The 20,791-nt window shown below is 57.8% G+C and carries 17 protein-coding genes and 1 pseudogene; 11 read left to right on the forward strand and 7 right to left on the reverse strand.

The genetic code is table 11. The features are described 5' to 3' along the window. Positions 1 to 88 precede the first annotated feature (88 nt). The gene (yiaY, locus tag TU86_RS06875; protein WP_048363542.1) at positions 89 to 1,237 is read left to right on the forward strand and encodes an L-threonine dehydrogenase; all 1,149 of its coding nucleotides are present in this window, start codon (positions 89 to 91) and stop codon (positions 1,235 to 1,237) included. A gap of 80 nt (positions 1,238 to 1,317) precedes the next feature. Here yiaY and TU86_RS06880 read toward each other — a convergent pair whose 3' ends face one another. Beyond that, on the reverse strand, positions 1,318 to 2,841 hold the full coding sequence (locus TU86_RS06880) for a fumarate hydratase (RefSeq protein ID WP_048363543.1): 1,524 nt from the start codon (positions 2,839 to 2,841) through the stop codon (positions 1,318 to 1,320). A 321-nt stretch (positions 2,842 to 3,162) separates the two neighbouring features. On the opposite strand from TU86_RS06880, the gene TU86_RS06885 reads away from it, so the two are divergent. Beyond that, positions 3,163 to 4,101, forward strand: coding sequence for an iron-sulfur-binding ferredoxin reductase (locus TU86_RS06885; protein WP_048363544.1), 939 nt, complete (start codon positions 3,163 to 3,165; stop codon positions 4,099 to 4,101). A 291-nt stretch (positions 4,102 to 4,392) separates the two neighbouring features. Here TU86_RS06885 and pyk read toward each other — a convergent pair whose 3' ends face one another. Further along, a complete protein-coding gene (gene pyk / locus TU86_RS06890) occupies positions 4,393 to 5,844 on the reverse strand; it encodes a pyruvate kinase (RefSeq protein WP_048363545.1) in 1,452 nt (483 codons plus the stop codon). A 161-nt stretch (positions 5,845 to 6,005) separates the two neighbouring features. Here pyk and TU86_RS06895 point away from each other — a divergent pair, with 161 nt between their 5' ends. The 3 genes from TU86_RS06895 to sbcB all read left to right on the forward strand — a co-directional run bounded on the left by TU86_RS06895 (position 6,006) and on the right by sbcB (position 8,466). Then, positions 6,006 to 6,380, forward strand: coding sequence for a tetratricopeptide repeat protein (locus TU86_RS06895; RefSeq protein ID WP_048363546.1), 375 nt, complete (start codon positions 6,006 to 6,008; stop codon positions 6,378 to 6,380). A gap of 205 nt (positions 6,381 to 6,585) precedes the next feature. Then, positions 6,586 to 6,945 carry a pilus assembly protein PilZ gene (locus TU86_RS06900; RefSeq protein WP_048363547.1) on the forward strand — a complete coding sequence of 120 codons (360 nt, stop codon included), beginning with the start codon at positions 6,586 to 6,588 and terminating at the stop codon, positions 6,943 to 6,945. A gap of 75 nt (positions 6,946 to 7,020) precedes the next feature. Beyond that, complete coding sequence (gene sbcB, locus TU86_RS06905; protein WP_048363548.1) at positions 7,021 to 8,466, forward strand: exodeoxyribonuclease I; 1,446 nt, start codon at positions 7,021 to 7,023, stop codon at positions 8,464 to 8,466. An 82-nt stretch (positions 8,467 to 8,548) separates the two neighbouring features. On the opposite strand, the gene mvaT is transcribed toward sbcB, so the two are convergent. Beyond that, positions 8,549 to 8,926 (reverse strand): histone-like nucleoid-structuring protein MvaT, encoded by a 378-nt coding sequence (mvaT, locus tag TU86_RS06910; protein WP_048363549.1) that lies wholly within the window; start codon positions 8,924 to 8,926, stop codon positions 8,549 to 8,551. 351 nt (positions 8,927 to 9,277) lie between these two features. On the opposite strand from mvaT, the gene purU reads away from it, so the two are divergent. Both purU and TU86_RS23055 read left to right on the forward strand, forming a co-directional pair. Next, a complete protein-coding gene (gene purU / locus TU86_RS06915; RefSeq protein WP_048363700.1) occupies positions 9,278 to 10,126 on the forward strand; it encodes a formyltetrahydrofolate deformylase in 849 nt (282 codons plus the stop codon). Positions 10,127 to 10,253: 127 nt separating this feature from the next. Further along, the gene (locus TU86_RS23055; RefSeq protein WP_167337963.1) at positions 10,254 to 10,427 is read left to right on the forward strand and encodes a hypothetical protein; all 174 of its coding nucleotides are present in this window, start codon (positions 10,254 to 10,256) and stop codon (positions 10,425 to 10,427) included. Positions 10,428 to 10,459: 32 nt separating this feature from the next. On the opposite strand, the gene TU86_RS23840 is transcribed toward TU86_RS23055, so the two are convergent. Both TU86_RS23840 and TU86_RS23845 read right to left on the reverse strand, forming a co-directional pair. Continuing rightward, positions 10,460 to 11,299, reverse strand: coding sequence for a methyl-accepting chemotaxis protein (locus tag TU86_RS23840; protein WP_464063697.1), 840 nt, complete (start codon positions 11,297 to 11,299; stop codon positions 10,460 to 10,462). 18 nt (positions 11,300 to 11,317) lie between these two features. Beyond that, positions 11,318 to 12,349: pseudogene (locus tag TU86_RS23845) on the reverse strand (HAMP domain-containing protein); the annotation flags it as partial. Between the two features lie 196 nt (positions 12,350 to 12,545). On the opposite strand from TU86_RS23845, the gene TU86_RS06925 reads away from it, so the two are divergent. Then, positions 12,546 to 14,024 (forward strand): helicase HerA-like domain-containing protein, encoded by a 1,479-nt coding sequence (locus tag TU86_RS06925; protein ID WP_048363551.1) that lies wholly within the window; start codon positions 12,546 to 12,548, stop codon positions 14,022 to 14,024. A gap of 79 nt (positions 14,025 to 14,103) precedes the next feature. Here the strand turns inward: TU86_RS06925 and TU86_RS06930 are convergent, their stop codons facing one another. Next, positions 14,104 to 14,568, reverse strand: coding sequence for a DUF721 domain-containing protein (locus TU86_RS06930; RefSeq protein ID WP_048363552.1), 465 nt, complete (start codon positions 14,566 to 14,568; stop codon positions 14,104 to 14,106). 308 nt (positions 14,569 to 14,876) lie between these two features. On the opposite strand from TU86_RS06930, the gene secA reads away from it, so the two are divergent. The 3 genes from secA to TU86_RS06945 all read left to right on the forward strand — a co-directional run bounded on the left by secA (position 14,877) and on the right by TU86_RS06945 (position 20,052). Then, positions 14,877 to 17,630 carry a preprotein translocase subunit SecA gene (gene secA / locus TU86_RS06935; protein WP_048363553.1) on the forward strand — a complete coding sequence of 918 codons (2,754 nt, stop codon included), beginning with the start codon at positions 14,877 to 14,879 and terminating at the stop codon, positions 17,628 to 17,630. A gap of 119 nt (positions 17,631 to 17,749) precedes the next feature. Then, entirely contained in the window at positions 17,750 to 18,967 is a 1,218-nt protein-coding gene (argJ, locus tag TU86_RS06940; protein WP_048363554.1) for a bifunctional glutamate N-acetyltransferase/amino-acid acetyltransferase ArgJ, read from the forward strand. A gap of 137 nt (positions 18,968 to 19,104) precedes the next feature. After that, the gene (locus TU86_RS06945; RefSeq protein WP_048363555.1) at positions 19,105 to 20,052 is read left to right on the forward strand and encodes a Nudix family hydrolase; all 948 of its coding nucleotides are present in this window, start codon (positions 19,105 to 19,107) and stop codon (positions 20,050 to 20,052) included. Between the two features lie 157 nt (positions 20,053 to 20,209). On the opposite strand, the gene TU86_RS06950 is transcribed toward TU86_RS06945, so the two are convergent. Continuing rightward, complete coding sequence (locus tag TU86_RS06950) at positions 20,210 to 20,791, reverse strand: cob(I)yrinic acid a,c-diamide adenosyltransferase (RefSeq protein ID WP_048363556.1); 582 nt, start codon at positions 20,789 to 20,791, stop codon at positions 20,210 to 20,212.

Consider the following 20,791-nt stretch of genomic DNA (forward strand, 5'->3'; position numbering starts at 1 on the left):
CAGATCAACATCCTTATTAACTGATGGGGTGAAGCTATGCTCATTGACTTCATCAGCGTCGCGGGTGCGCCCGCACAGAGGACTCGCCATGACCAGTACCTTTTTTATTCCTGCCGTGAACATCATGGGCAACGGTTGTCTGGATGAAGCCATGACTGCGATTCGCAATTATGGGTTTCGTAACGCGTTGATCGTGACCGACGCAGGTCTGGCCAAGGCGGGGGTGGCCGCTAAAATTGCCGAAAAACTTGCGTTGCAAGACATCAATGCCGTGATTTTTGACGGTGCCAAGCCCAACCCGAGTATTGCCAACGTTGAAGCGGGTTTGGCAGTGCTCAAGCAGCATCAGTGTGATTTTGTGCTGTCGCTGGGCGGCGGTTCGCCCCATGACTGCGCCAAGGGCATTGCGCTGTGCGCGACCAATGGCGGGCATATTCGTGATTACGAAGGCGTAGACCGCTCGGCCAAACCGCAACTGCCGCTGGTGGCTATCAACACCACCGCGGGCACGGCCAGCGAGATGACACGGTTTTGCATCATTACCGACGAAGAGCGCCACGTAAAAATGGCCATCGTTGATCGCAACGTGACACCGTTGCTGTCAGTCAATGACCCGGAGTTGATGGTGGCCATGCCCAAGGGGCTGACCGCGGCTACGGGTATGGATGCGCTGACGCACGCCGTCGAAGCGTATGTGTCGATTGCCGCCAATCCGATTACCGATGCGTGCGCAATCAAGGCGATGGAGCTGATCAGCCATAACCTGCGCGATGCGGTGAAAGACGGCACGAATCTGACTGCCCGCGAGAACATGGCTTACGCGCAGTTTCTAGCCGGCATGGCGTTCAACAATGCGTCGCTGGGTTTTGTGCATGCGATGGCGCACCAACTGGGTGGCTTCTACGATCTGCCGCACGGGGTGTGCAATGCCGTGTTGTTGCCCCATGTACAAGCGTTCAATGCCAGTGTGTGTGCATCGCGCCTGACCGACGTGGCCCATGCATTGGGTGCGGATGTACGCGGTTTAAGCCCGGAAGAGGGCGCGCAGGCGGCCATTGCGGCAATTCGCACCTTGGCCAAGGATGTAGAGATCCCGGCGGGCCTGCGGGACTTGGGTGCCAAGCTGGATGACATACCGCTGCTGGCCACCAATGCCTTGAAAGATGCGTGCGGGTTCACTAACCCGCGTAAAGCGGATCAGGCGCAGATTGAAGAGATTTTTCGTAACGCGTTTTGATGCCAGGGGCTGTTTAAAACAGCGCCCATAAAAAAACGGCCGGTTTAACCCGGCCGTTTTTGTGTCTGGCTGATCAGTGCTTACTGCACTTCAACAGCCAGGCTCTCGCTGATTTTCTTCTGCCAGATCGCCGGGCCGGTGATGTGAACCGACTCGCCTTTGCTGTCGACTGCCACGGTCACCGGCATGTCTTTCACATCGAACTCGTAGATCGCTTCCATGCCCAACTCGGCAAAGGCCACCACGCGCGACTTTTTGATGGCTTGGGCCACCAGATAGGCCGCGCCACCCACCGCCATCAGGTACACCGCTTTGTGGTCCTTGATCGCTTCGATTGCGGTCGGGCCGCGCTCGGATTTACCGATCATGCCCAGCAAGCCGGTTTGGTCAAGGATTTGACGGGTGAATTTGTCCATCCGCGTCGCTGTGGTCGGACCTGCTGGCCCCACTACTTCGTCGCCAACCGGGTCAACCGGGCCCACGTAATAGATGAAGCGGCCTTTGAGGTCGACCGGCAAGGTTTCACCCTTGTTCAGCATCTCGACCATGCGCTTATGCGCCGCATCACGACCGGTGAGCATTTTGCCGTTCAACAACACGGTTTCGCCCGGCTTCCAGCTTTGTACGTCTTCAGGCGTCAGGGTGTCGAGGTTGACGCGGCGGGCCGATGGGCCTGCTTCCCAGACGATTTGCGGGTAGGCGTCCAGCGGCGGCGCTTCGAGCGATGCCGGGCCGGAGCCGTCCAGTACGAAGTGGGCGTGACGGGTGGCCGCGCAGTTCGGGATCATGCACACCGGCAGCGACGCTGCGTGGGTCGGATAGTCCATGATTTTGACGTCGAGCACGGTGGTCAGACCGCCAAGGCCCTGGGCGCCGATGCCCAGCTGGTTGACCTTTTCGAACAGCTCCAGGCGCATCTCTTCGATACGATTGGACGGGCCGCGCTTGATCAACTCGTGAATGTCGATGGACTCCATCAGCACTTCTTTGGCCATCACAGCGGCTTTTTCAGCCGTGCCGCCGATACCGATGCCGAGCATGCCCGGTGGGCACCAGCCCGCGCCCATGGTCGGAACGGTTTTGAGTACCCAGTCAACGATCGAGTCGGACGGGTTGAGCATGGCCATTTTCGACTTGTTCTCGGAACCGCCGCCTTTGGCCGCTACATCCACTTCCACGGTGTTGCCCGGAACAATGGAGTAGTGGATGACCGCTGGGGTGTTGTCCTTGGTGTTGCGACGGGCACCGGCCGGGTCGGCCAGGATGGAGGCGCGCAGGACGTTTTCTGGCAGGTTGTAAGCGCGACGCACGCCTTCGTTGATCATGTCGTCCAGGCCCATGGTGGCGCCGGTCCAGCGCACATCCATGCCCACACGCACGAACACGGTGACGATACCGGTGTCCTGACAGATCGGGCGGTGGCCAGTAGCACACATGCGCGAGTTGATCAGGATTTGTGCCATCGAGTCACGGGCCGCTGGCGACTCTTCGCGCAGGTAAGCCTCGTGCATGGCCTGGATGAAGTCCACCGGGTGGTAGTAGGAAATGAATTGCAGGGCGTCAGCAACGCTCTGAATCAGGTCGTCTTGCTTGATCACGGTCATGGGTCGCGCTCCTCTATAAGACGGGAACATTCAATTAAGGTGTTTGCGACCTGGGTGTTTCGGTCTGTCGTAAACATCTTTGCAGGGATATACCGGACACGCATGACCGGTACAAAAAAGGCGCGGCAGTATAACCCGGCCAACCTTGTGATACATCCGTTGCGGTTAAAACGAAAGTAGGGGGTGCGCGTCGTCGCTGTCCAAGGCTGTGTCCCACGGCGAAGGCGTCGTAGAATCAGCCAGCGAAATCATTCAGCTAAATCGCGTGCGCCACCTTATGATCGCCTGCAATCAGACGTCTAAGCCCCACAGGAGCCTGAAGTGCCCGAGTTACACGTCGCTGACCAGCACTGGTCAGTTGCCACCGGCAGCAATTTGCTCGACAGCCTGAATCAGGCGGGCGTGCCCGTGCCTTACAGTTGCCGCGCGGGCAGTTGTCATGCGTGCCTGGTGCGCTGTGTGCGGGGTGAGCCGCTGGACTTGCAGCCGGATGCCTTGACCCGTGCGCAGCGTGAGCAAGGCTGGCGCCTGGCGTGTCAGTGCCAAGTGGTCGAAGACATGCAGGTCGAGGCATTTGACCCGGTGCGCGATGGCGAGCCTGCCGAGGTGGCGGCATTGGACTGGTTAAGCCCGTCGGTGCTGCGGCTTGGCCTTTTACCGCGGCGCCCACTGCGTTACCGCGCGGGGCAGCATCTGGTGCTGTGGACCCGCAGTGGGGTGGCGCGCCCGTATTCGTTGGCCAGTCTGCCGGGTGAGGACCCTTTGTTGGTGGTGCATGTCGATTGCAGCGCTCGCGGAGCGTTCGTCAATGCGGCGCGTCAGCTTGCGGTCGGCGACGTGTTGCGCTTGGGCGAGCTGCGCGGTGGCGCGTTGCATTACGACCCTGACTGGCAGGAGCTGCCGTTGTGGCTCTTGGCCGCAGGCACGGGGCTGGGGCCGCTTTACGGTGTGCTGCGCGAAGCCTTGCGTCAGGAGCATCACGGGCCGATCCGCCTGGTGCATGTGGCCACAGACACCGCCGGGCATTACCTCAAGCAGGAGCTGGACGGGCTGGCGCGCACGTATCCAGCACTGTGTGTGGAATACGTGTTGGGCGATGAACTGGCTGACTATCTCGTCCAGATGCGTCTTGTTTCCCGGCAAACGCGCGCTTTAGTCTGTGGCCACCCCGACACGGTTCAAGCGTTTGCCAAGCGCTTGTTTCTGGCGGGGCTGTCGCGCAACCAACTGATGGCGGATGTTTTTCTAACCCGCAGTTGAGCGCAGGTTCTGATTCTTCGGGAGCACGCATGACTCAAGCCATCGTTGTAGAGCGCGACGGCGCGGTGACATCGATTGGCAGCGTTGGCGCCAGCGGCGGTGCAAGACACTAAGCGCCTGATGAAAGCCCCAGGGCGCGAGCAGTTACAGCGCGTGATCGCGAAAGAAAGCTGGCTGTTTATTCAGCGCTGAGTTCGTCCGAGGCGATGGCGGCGCCGACTCTTAACAATGCTTACGAAAAAGCCCCGCCTGATCACTCAGGCGGGGCTTTGGGTTATCGCCTTGTCAGGCTTAAACCATTTTGTCGCCGACATGCAGGATCTTCATGCCGTTGGTGCCACCGATGGTGTGGTAGCTGTCGCCCTTGGTCAGGATGACCCAGTCGCCTTTCTCGACAACGCCGCGCTTGAGCAGCTCGTCAATGGCAGCCTGGCTGACCTGTTCTGGCGGCAACGAAGCCGGGTCGAACGGCACGGTGTAAACGCCACGGAACATGGCGGCACGGGCCTGGGTTTCGCGGTGCGGGGAGAACGCGTAGATCGGCACCGAGGAGCGGATGCGCGACATGATCAACGGTGTGTAACCACTTTCGGTCAGCGCGATGATCGCTTTGACGCCCGGGAAGTGGTTGGCGGTGTACATGGCTGCCAGCGCAATGCTCTGGTCGCAGCTTTCGAAGGTTTTACCGATGCGGTGGCTGGACGTTTTGCTGGTCGGGTGCTTTTCGGCGCCGACGCAAATCCGTGCCATTGCCTGCACGGCTTCGAGCGGGTAGGCGCCCGCCGCACTTTCAGCCGACAGCATCACGGCGTCGGTGTAGTCGAGCACGGCGTTAGCCACGTCGGACACTTCGGCGCGGGTTGGCATCGGGTTCTGAATCATCGACTCCATCATCTGGGTCGCGACGATCACCGCTTTGTTGTGGCGGCGTGCATGCAGAATGATTTTTTTCTGGATGCCCACCAGCTCAGCGTCGCCGATCTCGACGCCCAGGTCGCCACGGGCAACCATCACAGCGTCGCTGGCCTTGATCAGGCCATCGAGGGTTTCGTCATCAGCCACGGCTTCAGCGCGTTCGATCTTGGCCACCAGCCACGCCGTGCCGCCAGCTTCGTCACGCAGTTTGCGGGCGTATTCCATGTCGGCTGCGTCACGCGGGAACGAAACGGCCAGATAGTCGACCTGCATCTCGGCAGCGAGCTTGATGTCAGCCTTGTCTTTTTCGGTCAGGGCCGGTGCAGTCAAGCCGCCGCCACGACGGTTGATGCCTTTGTGGTCCGACAGCGGGCCACCGATCAGCACGGTGCAATGCAGTGCGTCATCCGTGGCGGTGTCAACACGCATCACGACGCGGCCGTCATCGAGCAGCAACTCGTCGTTTACGCCGCAGTCTTTAACCAGGTCCGGGTAATCGATGCCGACGATTTCCTGGTTGCCTTCGGTCAGCGGGTGGCTGGTGGAGAAGGTAAAACGATCACCGATTTTCAACTCGATGCGTTTGTTGGCGAATTTGGCGATACGAATTTTCGGGCCTTGCAGGTCACCCAGCAGGGCAACGAAGCGGCCATGCTTGGCGGCGATGTCACGCACCAGCTTGGCGCGAGCTTTGTGCTCATCGGGGGTGCCGTGGGAGAAGTTCAGACGGGCAACGTCCAGGCCAGCAAGGATCAGCTGTTCCAGCATTTCCGGTGAGTTACTGGCAGGGCCAAGGGTGGCAACGATTTTGGTTCGACGAACGGACATGCAAAGACTCCTGAGTTCAAGCGCTGCCAAAGGCTACTATGGTCTTTGGCTGTAGTCATTGTTCCTCTGCACTACTTTCGACTTAAGTTGTGGTGCATACGGTCATTGGCCTGAAGAATTTGCTCGCGGGGTCGATACACTGCCGAGAACAGGAGATACCCATGCGCATTTTGCTCGTTTTACTGTTGGCCACCACGGTGACCGGTTGTACCCGCTGGTCGATGAATCACCATTTGAACAATGCCTACCGCGCTTACGATCGCGGGCATTGCGAAACCGTCATGCTCGAACTGTCGGAGGTTGATCGCGACAGCCGCAGTCGTCCGTATATCTGGCCGCAAACAGCGATGTTGCGCGGGCTGTGCCTGGAGCGTACGAAGTTTTACCTGGACGCTGCCCAGACTTATCAGTGGATCATCAATGAATTCCCGCAGAGCGAATATGCCTACCGCGCCAAGGCGCGCATTGAGACGCTGCGTATTCTTAAGTTCATTCCGGGTGGCGGCACCACACAAGCGCTTCCCGCACAGATCTGATGATGGATGAAATAGAAGCTGGCCATTTGCCTGGCTTTTACTAATATGACAGGGTGACAGGCCGCATTGTGTGCGCGCCTGCACTGCCTTGCTGCCCGGTCCGGGTAAGCACTTCGCGTGTACACCATGCCTGTGCGCCGTGGTGCGCGGGCACTCAAAGCACTAGCGCGGCCATGCTCAATGGCCTTTCAAAGTGATATTTCGCATGTTTACTGATCGCCGTATCGAGCGTCATCAACTGCCGTATTTCTTGAAAGTCTTTAATCGGTTCACGGACAAGCCTATCGGGTTCCTCGGTTGCGTCTCGGATGAGGGGCTGATGTTGATCAGTCAACTGCCGTTGCTGATCGGTGCCAATTTTGAGTTGCGCCTCAAGCTGCCAGGCGTTGAGGGGCATGTGCAGGTCATCGACCTGGCCGCCCGCTGCCTGTGGTGCCATGAAGATGTGACGCCGCATCACTATGATTCGGGCTTTATCCTGTATCAGCCACCTGCCGAGTACAGCGCGCTGATCACAACCTTGCGTCAGTACTTCAGTTTTTATCCCTTGCCGGCTTCTGCTTGATGTCAGGGCGCGGGGGCTGGTCTTGCTCACGCTTGAGCGCCTAGACTTACGGGGTCTACTGTTCAGGAACACCCCGTGACCACTATTTTTTGGTACGACTACGAAACCACTGGCATCAATCCGCGCTGTGACAGGGCGGTGCAAGTTGCCGGTATTCGCACCGACCTGGAACTCAATGAGATTGACCAGCCGCTCAATCTGTATTGCCAGCCCAGCGACGATATCCTGCCGCACCCAATGGCCTGTTTGATCACCGGTATTACCCCCAGTCGCCTGGAAGATCGGGGCTTGGTCGAAGCCGAATTCATGACGCGCACGCACGCCCAACTGGCGTTGCCGGGCACCTGCGGTGCGGGCTACAACTCGCTGCGCTTTGACGACGAAGTGACCCGCTACAGTCTTTACCGAAACTTCTTTGATCCCTACGCACGTGAGTGGCAGGGCGGTAACAGTCGTTGGGACTTGATTGATGTGGTGCGCACCGCCTATGCCTTGCGCCCTGAGGGGATCGTCTGGCCGCAGGAGCAGGGGCGTGTGACGCTCAAGCTGGAGCGATTGACGGCCGCTAACGGGATTGACCACGGCCAGGCCCATGATGCGCTGTCTGATGTACGGGCCACGATTGCACTGGCGCGATTGATTCGTGAAAAACAGCGCAAGTTATATGACTGGTTATTCCAGTTGCGGACTAAGCAACGGGTGTTGGATCAGGTTCGACTTTTACAGCCGATGGTGCATATTTCCGGTCGATTCTCGGCAGCTCGCCATTATGTGGGGGTGGTGTTACCGCTGGCATGGCATCCAAAGAATCGCAATGCATTGATTGTGTGTGACCTGCACTTTGATCCCCGGCCGTTATTGGAGTTGGATGCAGCCACCTTGCGCCAAATGCTCTACACGCGACGTGAAGACTTGGCCGATGGACAATTACCCGTGCCGCTCAAGCTGATACACGTTAATCGGTGTCCTGTGGTGGCGCCGTTAAATGTAGTGCGTGCGCAGGATCAAGAGCGTCTGCAACTGGACATGGATGAATATCAGGCCCGTGCGCAAACTCTTATCGAGCACCAGGAAGTTTGGCAGGAAAAACTAGCGGCTGTTTATGCCCACGAAGACTTTGTTCCGAGCGCGGATCCCGAGCAGCAGTTATACGATGGTTTTATCGGTGACCGTGACCGTCGACTGTGTGAGCAAGTAAGGCTCAGTGACCCTGAAGCATTAGCCAAAGATACGTGGCCTTTTGATGACGAGCGCTTGCCCGAGTTATTGTTCCGTTACCGGGCACGAAACTTTGCACATACCCTCAATGAGCTAGAACAGGTACGCTGGCGTGAATTCTGTCAACAGCGATTATCCGACCCGAAGATGGGCGCACCGCTGACCCTGGAAGGCTTTAGGCAGGCCGCCGAGGAGCTGGCACGCAGCGCCACGCCTGATCAGCTTCAGGTGTTAGAGCAGTGGCAGCGTTACGCGCAAGCGTTGAGCCGGCGCGTGATGTTGCAGGCTCAAGAAGATCATTGAGCCTTACGTAACGCCCATAAAAAAACGCCAGCGAGCTGGCGTTTTTATTAGCAGCGCAAACAGGCTGCGCGTGCAGTGTTACTTAGTCGAGCAGCGTTGCCCAGCCTTCAACCACGTCACCGCCCCACTTGGCTTTCCACTCTTTCAGCGTTTTGTGATTGCCACCTTTGGTTTCAATCACTTCGCCGTTGTGCGGGTTTTTGTATTGTTTAACCTTACGGGCACGCTTGGTGCCGGTAGTTTTCACAACACCGCGTGGTGCTTTGCTTACTTTGGACTCTGGGTCCAGCAGCGCGATAATATCGCGGAGCGATTTTTGATACTCGCCCATCAGCGTGCGCAGTTTGCCTTCAAATTCCAGCTCGGTTTGAAGTTTGTCGTCTTCGGACAGGTTCTTCAGGCGAGCTTGCAGCTCTTTGATGGCTTCTTCAGTGGCGCGGTATTCGTTGATCAGGGACATGAGGATAACCTTATGTTGAAAAGGGTTAACAGGGACACAGTGCGGCAATAATAGTCAGACACTTTGTGCAAGTAAACCTGTCTGCGCAGAATAATTAAAATTTTTATTCATTAACTTCGCAGCTTCCAATAATCCCTTATTAAATACACGACGTTCCAAGGGACTAATATAAACCGTTCATCTCGGCTCGCCCGTGTGCATTAAATGTGACGCAGCCCGCGGTGCTGCTGACGCGGGCTGTACGCTGCGCGACTGAATGGCACAGGTAATTACCACCAAGGAATACTGTAGTTTTGCCGCGCACTCGCTAGAATGGCGGCCTTAGTAAAGTTTTTTTGGAGTTTGCCCTACATGCGCACTTTTCGATTGGTGATTGCGTGCCCCGACGGTGTCGGCATTGTCGCCAAGGTCAGCAATTTTTTGGCGTCACATAATGGCTGGATCACTGAAGCGAGCCACCACTCGGACGATCAAAGCGGTTGGTTCTTCATGCGTCACGAAATTCGTGCCGATTCGCTACCGTTTGGAATAGAGGCCTTTCGTGAGGCATTTGCGCCAATCGCCGAAGAGTTTTCGATGGTGTGGCGCATTACAGACACGGCGCAAAAGAAACGCGTTGTACTGATGGCCAGTCGCGAATCTCACTGCCTGGCGGATTTGCTGCACCGCTGGCACAGCGACGAACTGGATTGTGAAATCTCGTGCGTCATATCCAACCACGATGACTTGCGCAGCATGGTCGAGTGGCACGGTATTCCTTACTACCATGTACCGGTTAACCCCAAGGATAAAGAGCCGGCGTTTGCCGAGGTTTCGCGTCTGGTTAAACAGCATGATGCTGAAGTCGTGGTACTGGCGCGCTATATGCAAATCCTGCCGCCAGACTTGTGCACCGAATATGCCGGCCAGGTGATCAACATTCACCACAGCTTCCTGCCTTCATTCGTGGGTGCCAAGCCGTACCACCAGGCTTCGCTGCGCGGCGTGAAACTGATTGGCGCAACGTGCCACTACGTGACTGAAGAGCTGGACGCCGGTCCGATCATCGAACAGGACGTGGTGCGTGTCAGCCACAGTGACAGCATTGAAGACATGGTGCGTTTCGGTCGTGATGTCGAGAAGATGGTGCTGGCCCGTGGCTTGCGCTATCACCTTGAGGACCGCGTGCTGGTGCACGGCAACAAAACCGTGGTGTTCTAGGCTGTTGCGCAACCCGCCGCAGTTTTCGGCAGTTGCTACGGGAAAGGGGAACAAAACCCGGCGTAGACGCTGCCGAGCCGCGAGGCTACGATCCGGCGCGAAGCGCCCGTAAGCCAGGAGAGGTGCCATGACCGATCCGCTCGACAAGGCCACATCCTGTGCGCCTGCCACTTTGGGTGAAGGGTGCCTGAGTCGTTACGACCCGGACGCGCTCAGTCCCGAAGACGGTACGGATTTTCCTGACGCCGCGAGGCTTTGGGATGAGTTGCAGCAAGACGCTGAAGTAAACCCTGATCTGTAGCCGCCACGGGCGGCCACAGATTCACGTCCTGTTTAAATGCGGAAACTGCCGACCAGATGTTTCAGGCGCGCGGCCTGTTGCTCAAGGTCTGAGCAGGCGCGCAACGTGGCTTGCAGGTTTTCGACGCCTTCCTGGTTGAGGGTGTTGATCTCGGTGATGTCCATGTTGATCGACTCCACGACCGAGGTCTGCTCCTCCGTCGCCGTGGCCACCGATTGGTTCATGCCATCAATTTCACCAATGCGTTCGGTCACACTGACCAGCCGCTCACCCGCGCTGTTGGCGATCTGCACGCTGTCCTTGCTGTGCCGCTGGCTCTCTTCCATGGTGCTTACCGAATCGCGGGCGCTGACTTGCAACTCTTCGATCATTTTCTGCACTTGTTGCGCGGACTCTTGGGTGCGGTGAGCCAGGTTGCGGACCTCATCAGCTACCACGGCAAACCCGCGCCCGGCTTCCCCGGCACGTGCCGCTTCAATCGCCGCATTCAGAGCCAGCAGGTTGGTCTGCTGCGAAATACTGGTGATCACTTCCAGGATCTGCCCGATGTTCACGGTTTTGTCGTTTAGCGACTCAATGTGACCACTGGAGGTGCTGAGCATTTGCGACAGTTGTTGCATTGAACCGATGCTGCGTTCAACCACCTGCTGGCCTTCTTCAGCCAGGCCACGTGCGTCACTGGCTTGATGCGAGGCTTGGGCGGCGTTGCGTGCAATTTCTTGTGCCGCGGCGCCCAGTTCGTTGATGGCGGCGGCCACGCTGTTGGTGCGGCTGGCTTGCTCGTCAGAATTGAGCATTGAGGAATTGGACGCACTGACCACGCGCAAAGCGACTTCGTTGACATGTTCAGTGGCAGAGGCCACTTCGGTCATGGAGGTGTGGATGCGCTCAACGAATCGATTGAACGCACTGCCCAATGTGCCGAACTCGTCTTTGGACTCAACGTTCAGGCGGCGGGTGAGGTCGCCTTCGCCTTCGGCAATGTTTTGCATGGCACGTGTCATCACATGCAGGGGCTGCATCAACAAACGAATCAGCAAACCGAGCAGGGCAATGATCGAGACCACGGCAATCAGGGTCGCGATGATGGCGGACGTGCGGAACGTGCTGAGCATGGCGAAAGCCTGCTCTTTATCAATCGACAGGCCCACGTACCAGTTGACCGACCCCAGGCCTTTGACCGGGGCAAAGGTCACGATCCGGGTTTTACCGTCGACCTGGACTTCGCTGATCTCGGTGCTGATCGGTGGTGTGCCTTGAGGGTAGATATCGTTGAGGTTTTTTGTCACCAGGTTGCTGTCGGGGTGAACCAGGATCTTGCCGTCCGAACTGATCAGAAAGGCATAGCCCATGCCATCAAAATTCAAGGCGTTGATCGTGTCAGTGATGGTCTTGAGGGTCAGGTCGGCCCCTATCGCCCCGAGGGTCTGGCCAGCTTTTTTAACCGCCGTGCCAATCGAGATAACCATCTGCCCGGTGGCCGCATCGATATACGGTTCGGTCAGGCTGGCCCCGTTACTGTTCAGTGCGTTTTTGTACCAAGGGCGGGTGCGCGGGTCATAGCCGTCTGGCATTTTGCTGTCCGGACGGATGGTAAAGCCGCCTTGGCTATCACCGTAGTACACCAACATAAACGTGTTGCTGAGGGCTTTTTGCTCCAGCAGGCTGCTGACGTTGTCCGCTTGCGGGTTAATGGCGATCGATTCGGCCAGGTTTTCACTCAGCACGATGCGCCCGCCCAACCACGTTTGAATGTTGTTGGCGGTGACGTTACCCATTTCGTGCAGGTAGTTTTCCAGATTGCTGCGGATGGCGTTGCGCTGCAAATAATCGTTGTAGAGCGTAAATAGCGAGAAAGCGGCTATTACGATCAGGGACGCGGCAAGCAGGATTTTATGGCTGAAACGCAGGTTTTTATTCATGGCTTGAAGGGTCCGCTAAGGTCTAAAAGTTCGATGCCTACCAACTTGAAATGCGTGCAACATAGAAATCGCTGACAGAACCGGAGCAATTTCTATATTTGTTTGCGCTCTTTCCGAAATTAAATTCGGATTTTTCTGGTCTAGCATTAACTCTGTATCGACGTGTCATCGCGAAAGATTAATCAAAGGTGGGAAAATGCCTGACTCCTCAGCTCTACTTCTCGGCGCCGACCTTGCGGGTCAGCCTATCGCTCAGTCTTTGCGCCTGGCCAATCGTCATGGCCTGGTCGCGGGGGCGACGGGGACAGGTAAAACCGTGACCCTGCAACGCCTGGCAGAGCAATTCAGTGATGCTGGCGTGGCGGTGTTCGCGGCCGATATCAAGGGTGATCTGTGCGGCCTGGGGGCGGCCGGTAACCCGCAAGGCAAAATCGCTGAACGGATCGCGGGCATGCCGTGGCTCAATTATCAGCCTCAGGCTTATCCAGTGACGTTGTGGGATATCCAGGGCAAAACAGGCCATCCATTGCGCACCACCTTGAGTGAAATGGGGCCGTTATTGTTGGGTAGCTTGTTGGAGCTGACAGACAGTCAGCAGTCAGCGCTGTATGCGGCGTTCAAGGTGGCGGACCGTGAGGGGCTGTTGCTGTTGGATCTTAAAGACCTCAAGGCGCTGCTTAACCACCTGCGTGAACACCCTGAGGTATTGGGGGATGACGCGGCCTTGATGACCACAGGCTCCAGCCAGGCGCTGTTGCGCAGGCTGGCAACGCTGGAGCAGCAAGGCGCAGAAGCGTTGTTTGGCGAGCCGGCGTTGCAGCTGGAAGATATCTTGCAACCGAGCAGTGATGGCCGCGGGCGTATTCACCTGCTCGATGCCAGTCGCTTGGTGCATGAAGCGCCCAAGGTGTATGCCACCTTCTTGCTGTGGCTGTTGGCCGAGTTGTTTGAGCAGTTGCCGGAGCGTGGCGATGCTGAAAAGCCGCTGCTGGCCCTGTTTTTTGATGAGGCGCATTTATTATTCGCGGGCACGCCCAAGGCGCTTCAGGACCGACTGGAGCAAGTAGTCAGGCTGATTCGCTCCAAAGGTGTCGGCGTGTACTTCGTCACACAATCGCCTGCGGACTTGCCCGACACGGTGCTGGCTCAACTGGGGTTGCGTATTCAGCACGGCTTGCGGGCGTTTACGGCTAAAGAGCAAAAGTCGCTCAGGGCTGTGGCCGAAGGCTTTCGCCCCAATCCAGCTTTCGATGCCTTGGCGGTGCTCACGGAGTTGGGCACCGGTGAAGCGTTGGTCGGCATGCTGGAAGACAAAGGTACGCCGGCGATGGTGCAGCGCGTGCTGATCGCGCCGCCTCAATCGCGAATCGGGCCGTTGACGGACGCCGAGCGTGGCGCATTAATCGCCCGTTCCCCGTTGCAGGGCCGTTACGACAAACCCATTGACCGTGAGTCTGCTTATGAAGTGCTTATGGCGCGTAAAGGTGGCGTGCCTGAGGGGCAAGCGCCAGTCGCGCCAAAAGAGCCGGGGTTTCTGGATCAGGCGGGCGAGTTTTTGGGTACCTCGACCGGCAAGGCGCTGCAATCAATGGCGCGCCAGGCCGTAAACCAGATGGGACGCCAATTGGTCCGCGGCTTGTTGGGTTCGTTACTGGGCACCAGCAAACGTAAATAAACGGGCGGGTAATGGCTGTCGCAGGCTGCTCGCTTTTAAAGCGCGCACCTCAAGAGAGGTTTGCAGCTTGCGGCAGTGACTATGTAGGTTCGGGTTTAGGCTTCGCGTGACTGGCCAGGCGTTCAAGGGCTGCGCGCAGTGCGGGGTCGGTAATGCCTTCGGCCGTTGCCTGAATGGTTTGTGCGGCGCCCTCTGACAAATCCAGCGTGTGGCCTGCCACTTTGGCCAGCACGGTGGGCGGCTGCACCTTGAATAAAATCCGGGTCAGACTGGCGAATTCATCAAACGCTTGTAATTGACGCTGCAAGCGTTTTTGTTGATAGCGCAGGCGGGTCGCCCAATGCCCATCGGTCACGATTAACAACAGGCTGCCTTCACGCCATGAGGCTACGTGGCAATGCTCACGCGCTGCCGGTTGAAGCTGGCTCTCAAGCAGGCGTTGCAGGTGCGCCAGGCGCCGTGCGTGGCCAAAAATGGCTTTTAGCGGCTTGGCCTCGCGCAGCAGGACGGAGGGTGCCCGAGCTGGATGTGGGCGAAATGCCATGTTCTAACACCTGGGAAAACTGAGGCGCAATCTTAGCAGAATCCACCCCTGTGGCTGTGTTTGATCCTGCCGTAAACGGCTTTCGCTGCAAAATCAATGGGTAACTTATTCGCCTTATGGGTTGAAGTTCAGCAAAAAGCCCTTATTTTAGTGAAGCCCCGTCACAACGCTGTACCAGTATCGTGGAATAACGCCACTTTCCTCACCGCCGTTTCCGGGTAGAATGCTCGTTCGCATGCGGCCATCAGGGCTGCTCGGGCGACTCTCGGGGCCGCCCTCCATCCCTATGTGTGGAAGATCCTGCCGATATGTTTGCGCCTTTGTTAAAGAAACTTTTTGGAAGCAAGAACGAGCGCGAAGTTAAACGCATGCTCAAGACGGTACAGGTCGTTAATGCCTTCGAAGAGCAAATGGTTGCTCTGACTGATGAGCAATTGCGCGCCAAGACCGAAGAGTTCAAGGCCCGCATAGCCAAAGGTGAGACCCTCGATCAACTCCTGCCAGAAGCCTTTGCGGTGTGCCGCGAAGCGGGCAAACGCGTCATGGGCATGCGCCACTTTGACGTGCAGTTGATCGGTGGCATGACCTTGCACGAAGGCATGATCGCAGAAATGCGTACCGGTGAAGGTAAGACCTTGGTCGCGACCTTGGGCGTTTACCTCAACGCGTTGTCCGGCAAGGGCGTACACGTGGTGACGGTGAACGACTACCTCGCCCGCCGAGATGCCAACTGGATGCGTCCGCTCTACGAATTCCTCGGTCTGACTGTCGGTGTTGTCACGCCGTTTCAGCCGCCACAGGAAAAACGCGAAGCTTACGCTGCCGATATCACCTACGGCACCAACAACGAATTCGGCTTCGATTACCTGCGCGACAACATGGCTTTCAGCATGGAAGAAAAATTCCAGCGTGAGCTTAACTTCGCCGTAATCGACGAAGTCGACTCGATCCTCATCGACGAAGCTCGTACGCCGCTGATCATCTCGGGTCAGGCCGAAGACAGCTCCAAGCTGTACACCGAAATCAACAAGCTGATCCCGCGTCTCGAACAGCACATCGAAGAAGTGGAAGGCGAAGTGACCAAAGCCGGTCATTACTCCATCGACGAGAAGACCCGTCAGGTCGAACTGAACGAAGCCGGTCACCAGTTCGTTGAAGAAATGCTCACCCAGATCGGTTTGCTCGCAGAAGGCGAAAGCCTGTACTCGGCGCACAACCTGGGTTTGTTGACCCACGTGTACGCAGCGCTGCGTGCTCACAAGCTGTTCCATCGCAACGTTGAATACATCGTTGAAGACGGCCAGGTACTGCTGGTTGACGAGCACACCGGGCGTACCATGCCGGGTCGTCGCCTGTCCGAAGGCCTGCACCAGGCCATCGAAGCGAAAGAAGGCCTGAACATTCAGGCAGAAAGCCAGACCCTGGCGTCGACCACTTTCCAGAACTACTTCCGCCTGTACAACAAGCTGTCCGGCATGACCGGTACGGCGGACACCGAAGCGTTCGAGTTCCACCAGATCTACGGTCTGTCGGTGATGGTAATTCCGCCGAACAAGCCGCTGGCGCGTAAAGACTACAACGATCTGGTGTTCCTGACCGCTGACGAGAAGTACGCGGCGATTGTGGCTGACATCAAAGACTGCATGGCCAAGGGCCGTCCGGTACTGGTCGGTACGGCGACCATCGAAACCTCCGAGCACATGTCCAACCTGCTTAACAAGGAAGGCATCGAGCACAAGGTTCTGAACGCCAAGTTTCACGAAAAAGAAGCTGAAATCATTGCACAGGCCGGTCGTCCGGGTGCGCTGACCATCGCCACCAACATGGCCGGTCGTGGTACTGACATCCTGCTGGGCGGTAACTGGGAAGTGGAAGTGGCGTCCCTTGAGAACCCGACGCCTGAGCAAATCGCACAAATCAAGGCCGATTGGCAGAAGCGTCACCAGCAAGTGCTGGAGTCGGGCGGCCTGCATGTGATCGCTTCCGAGCGTCACGAATCGCGTCGTATCGACAACCAGTTGCGTGGTCGTGCCGGTCGCCAGGGTGACGCGGGTTCCAGCCGTTTCTACCTGTCGCTGGAAGACAGCCTGATGCGTATTTTCGCCTCTGACCGGGTGAAGAACTTCATGAAGGCGTTGGGCATGCAGTCTGGCGAAGCGATTGAGCACCGTATGGTGACCAACGCTATCGAGAAGGCTCAGCGCAAGGTTGAAGGGCGCAACTTCGATATCCGTAAGCAATTGCTGGAGTTCGATGACGTCAACAACGAGCAGCGTAAAGTGATTTATCACATGCGTAACACGTTGCTTGCCGCCGATAACATCGGTGAAACCATCGCTGACTTCCGCAAAGACGTGCTCGACAGCACGATCAGCGCTCACATTGCGCCACAATCGCTGCCTGAACAGTGGGACGTGGCAGGTCTGGAAGCCGCCATCGAAAGCGGTTTTGGCGTGAAGTTGCCGATTCAGCAGTGGCTTGATGAAGACGATCACCTGTACGAAGAAACACTGCGTGAGAAGCTGCTGAGCGAATTGATCGCGGCTTACAACGAGAAAGAAGAGCAGGCGGGCGCTGAGGCGCTGCGCACCTTCGAGAAGCAAATTGTGTTGCGCGTGCTGGACGACCTGTGGAAAGACCACCTGTCGACCATGGACCACCTGCGCCACGGGATTCACTTGCGCGGTTATGCGCAAAAGAACCCGAAGCAGGAGTACAAGCGCGAGTCGTTCAACCTGTTCTCCGAGCTGCTTGATTCGATCAAGCGCGATTCGATCCGTGTGTTGTCGCACGTACAGGTTCGTCGCGAAGACCCGGTCGAAGAAGAAGCGCGTCTGCGTCAGGAAGCGGAAGAGCTGGCCTCGCGCATGCAGTTCCAGCATGCCGAAGCACCGGGCCTTGATCAGCCGGACGCATTGGCCCAAGTGCTCGAAGGCGCCGATGTCGATGAAGTGACCACGGCCAATGATCCTGTTCGTAACGAGCAGAAGCTGGGTCGTAACGAGTTGTGCTACTGCGGCTCGGGCAAGAAATTCAAGCACTGTCACGGGCAAATCAACTAAGTAGCCTGTTTCAACTGCTGAAGAAACACCTGCGCCGCGACCGGCAATAGCCGTCGCGGCGTTTTACCTTTGAATTCCCGCCTTTGAGGGCGGCGCACACATCTAAATAGGAGCGCATCATGGCGGTTGGTCTTGGTCCTTTGCCCACTTTGCACCCGGTTGCAGGTTTTGAACTGGGGATTGCTTCAGCCGGTATCAAGCGGGTGGGGCGTAAGGATGTGGTGGTGATGCGCTGCGCCGAAGGCTCCAGCGTGGCCGGAGTGTTCACTCTGAACGCATTCTGTGCGGCGCCGGTGATCCTGGCCAAGCAGCGCGTGCACGGTGCTGTGCGGTATTTGCTGACCAACACCGGCAATGCCAACGCCGGGACGGGAGCGCAGGGTCTGGCGGCTGCGACCCGCACGTGTGCCAAATTGGCCGAGTTGACGGGTGTGGAGGCCAGCGCCGTGCTGCCTTACTCCACTGGCGTCATCGGTGAGCCGTTGCCGGTCGAAAAAATTGAAAGCGCCCTTCAGGCTGCGCTCGATGACCTTAGCGAAAACAACTGGGCACAAGCCGCTACCGGCATCATGACCACAGACACTTTGCCCAAAGGTGCAAGCCGTCAGTTTCAGCACGAGGGTGTGACCATCACCGTGACCGGTATCAGCAAAGGTGCGGGGATGATTCGTCCCAACATGGCGACCATGTTGGGTTACATCGCCACTGATGCCAAAGTGTCGCGTGAGGTGCTGCAAAACCTGTTGCTCGATGGCGCTAACAAGTCGTTCAACCGCATCACCATCGATGGCGATACCTCGACCAACGATTGCTGCATGTTGATCGCCACCGGCAAGGCTGATGTGCCTGAAATCACCGAAGCGCGGGGTCCATTGTTCGATGCGCTGAAACACGCGGTGCTTGAGGTGTGCATGGACGTGGCTCAAGCCATCGTGCGTGACGGCGAGGGCGCAACCAAGTTTGTGACCGTTGAAGTCAATGGTGGGGCGAATCATCAGGAATGCCTGGATGTGGGTTACACCGTGGCGCACTCGCCGCTGATCAAAACCGCGCTGTTTGCCAGCGACCCTAACTGGGGACGTATTCTGGCGGCGGTAGGGCGCGCAGGCGTGCCTGAGCTGGACGTCAGCAAAATTGATGTGTTCCTCGGTGAGGTGTGCATTGCCAGCGGCGGCGCTCGTGCGACGACGTACACCGAAGAGCAAGGCTCGGCGGTCATGGCGCGCGAAGAAATCACCATTCGCATTGAGCTGGGGCGTGGTGCATGCAGCGAGACTATCTGGACCACTGACTTGTCCCACGAGTACGTGAAAATCAACGCCGAATACCGTACCTGAGTGTTTCGACATTGCCTGTCAGTCACCGCGTGAGCATGAATGACAGGCAGGGTTGGCAGGTCTGCGCAAGATACAGCGGTTGAGCGGTGACCTGCGCTCAAGGCATGGCAATAGGCCGGATCAAAGGAAGTACAAGTGTGAAAAGAGTTCATGTGGCTGCGGCCGTTATCCGAGGCGCTGACGGCAGAATTTTGATCGCTCGTCGTGCTGATACCCAGCATCAAGGCGGTCTGTGGGAGTTTCCCGGCGGCAAAGTTGAAGCGGGCGAGACCGTCAGCGCCGCATTGAGCCGTGAGCTTAAAGAGGAGCTGGGGATTGGCGTCACGGCTGCTCGTCCGCTGATCAAGGTTCAGCATGACTACCCTGACAAGCAGGTGCTGCTGGATGTGTGGGAGGTTTCTTCATTCACGGGCGAACCTCATGGTGCAGAAGGTCAGCCTCTGGCGTGGGTCAATCCACGCGATTTGATGAATTATCAATTCCCCCAGGCCAATCAGGCCATTGTGGCGGCCGCACGTTTACCGGACCAATACCTCATCACCCCGGACGGCTTGGAAACGCCGGAGTTGTTGCGCGGCTTGCAGAAGGCCATTGCGGGCGGCATCAAGCTGGTCTCGTTGCGCGCCCCCAATGGCTATGACCCCAAATACCGCGACCTTGCTGTGGATGCTACGGGGCTGTGTGCGGGCAAAGCGCAACTGATGCTCAAGGGGCCTTTGGAGTGGCTGGGCGACTTTCCTTCTGCCGGTTGGCATTTGACGGCGGCGCAGTTACGAAAATACGCACCTAAAGGCCGGCCGCTGGCGAAAGACCGCTGGTTGGCAGCCTCGTGCCATAACGCTGAAGAGTTGGCGCTGGCAGAGCAGATGGATGTGGATTTTGTGACGTTGTCACCGGTGTTGCCTACCCCAACGCATCCCGATACGGCGCCGTTGGGCTGGGAGCAAGCGCAGCAATTGATCGAAGGTTTTAGCAAGCCTGTATTTGTGCTGGGCGGGCTTGGGCCTGCCGACCGTCAGCAGGCATGGGAAATCGGCGCACAAGGTATCGCGGGGATTCGTGCGCTTTGGCCACAAACGGCCTGAGATGCGCTGTTGCCACTGATGAGTAATACGCGCCAGCGTGCGGGCATAGCGGTTGCCCCCCTTGAATGCGGTGCCTCAGAAGCACCGCGGTCATCGGGATTGCGAGCGCTTCGCCATCGGCCTCACCTCGGCACTTTCGGTGTGGCGCGAGGTCGCTTCACGCTTGGGGGTTGGGAGCGGCCTGCCACAGAATCTCCGCAATGCCCTGGCGCTTGGCAATCAAGCGGGCGGCCACAAACAGCAGGTCTGATAACCGATTGATGTAAGCCAGCCCCGGACCTGTCAGTGGTTCCAGTGCATTGAGCTGCTGGCAGCGGCGTTCAGCGCTGCGGGCCAGGCTGCGGCAAACGTGCGCTTGGGCAATCAGCATCGAGCCACCGGGCAGTATGAAGTTTTCCAGGGGGCCCAGTTCCTCGTTCCAGCGATCAATTGCGGTTTCCAGCCGCATCACTTCAGCGTTGTCGAGCGCCTGATAAGCTGGCATCGCCAGTTCGCCCCCCAGATCGAACAATCGATGCTGGCAAGGTTCAAGCACTTCAGACACCTCAATCAAACCTGCGTGTTGGGCGGTGTGTTCGTGGAGTCCGGCCAGCAACACGCCCAGCTGGCTGTTGAGCGAATCGACTTCGCCGATGGCCTCTATGCGAGGGTGATCCTTGGGCACGCGTCGGCCATCGCCCAGACCTGTTTCGCCCTTGTCACCCGTGCGGGTGTAAATCTTGGATAAGCGAAAGCCCAT

It is taken from the genome of Pseudomonas weihenstephanensis (assembly GCF_001043055.1).
Classification (GTDB): domain Bacteria; phylum Pseudomonadota; class Gammaproteobacteria; order Pseudomonadales; family Pseudomonadaceae; genus Aquipseudomonas; species Aquipseudomonas weihenstephanensis.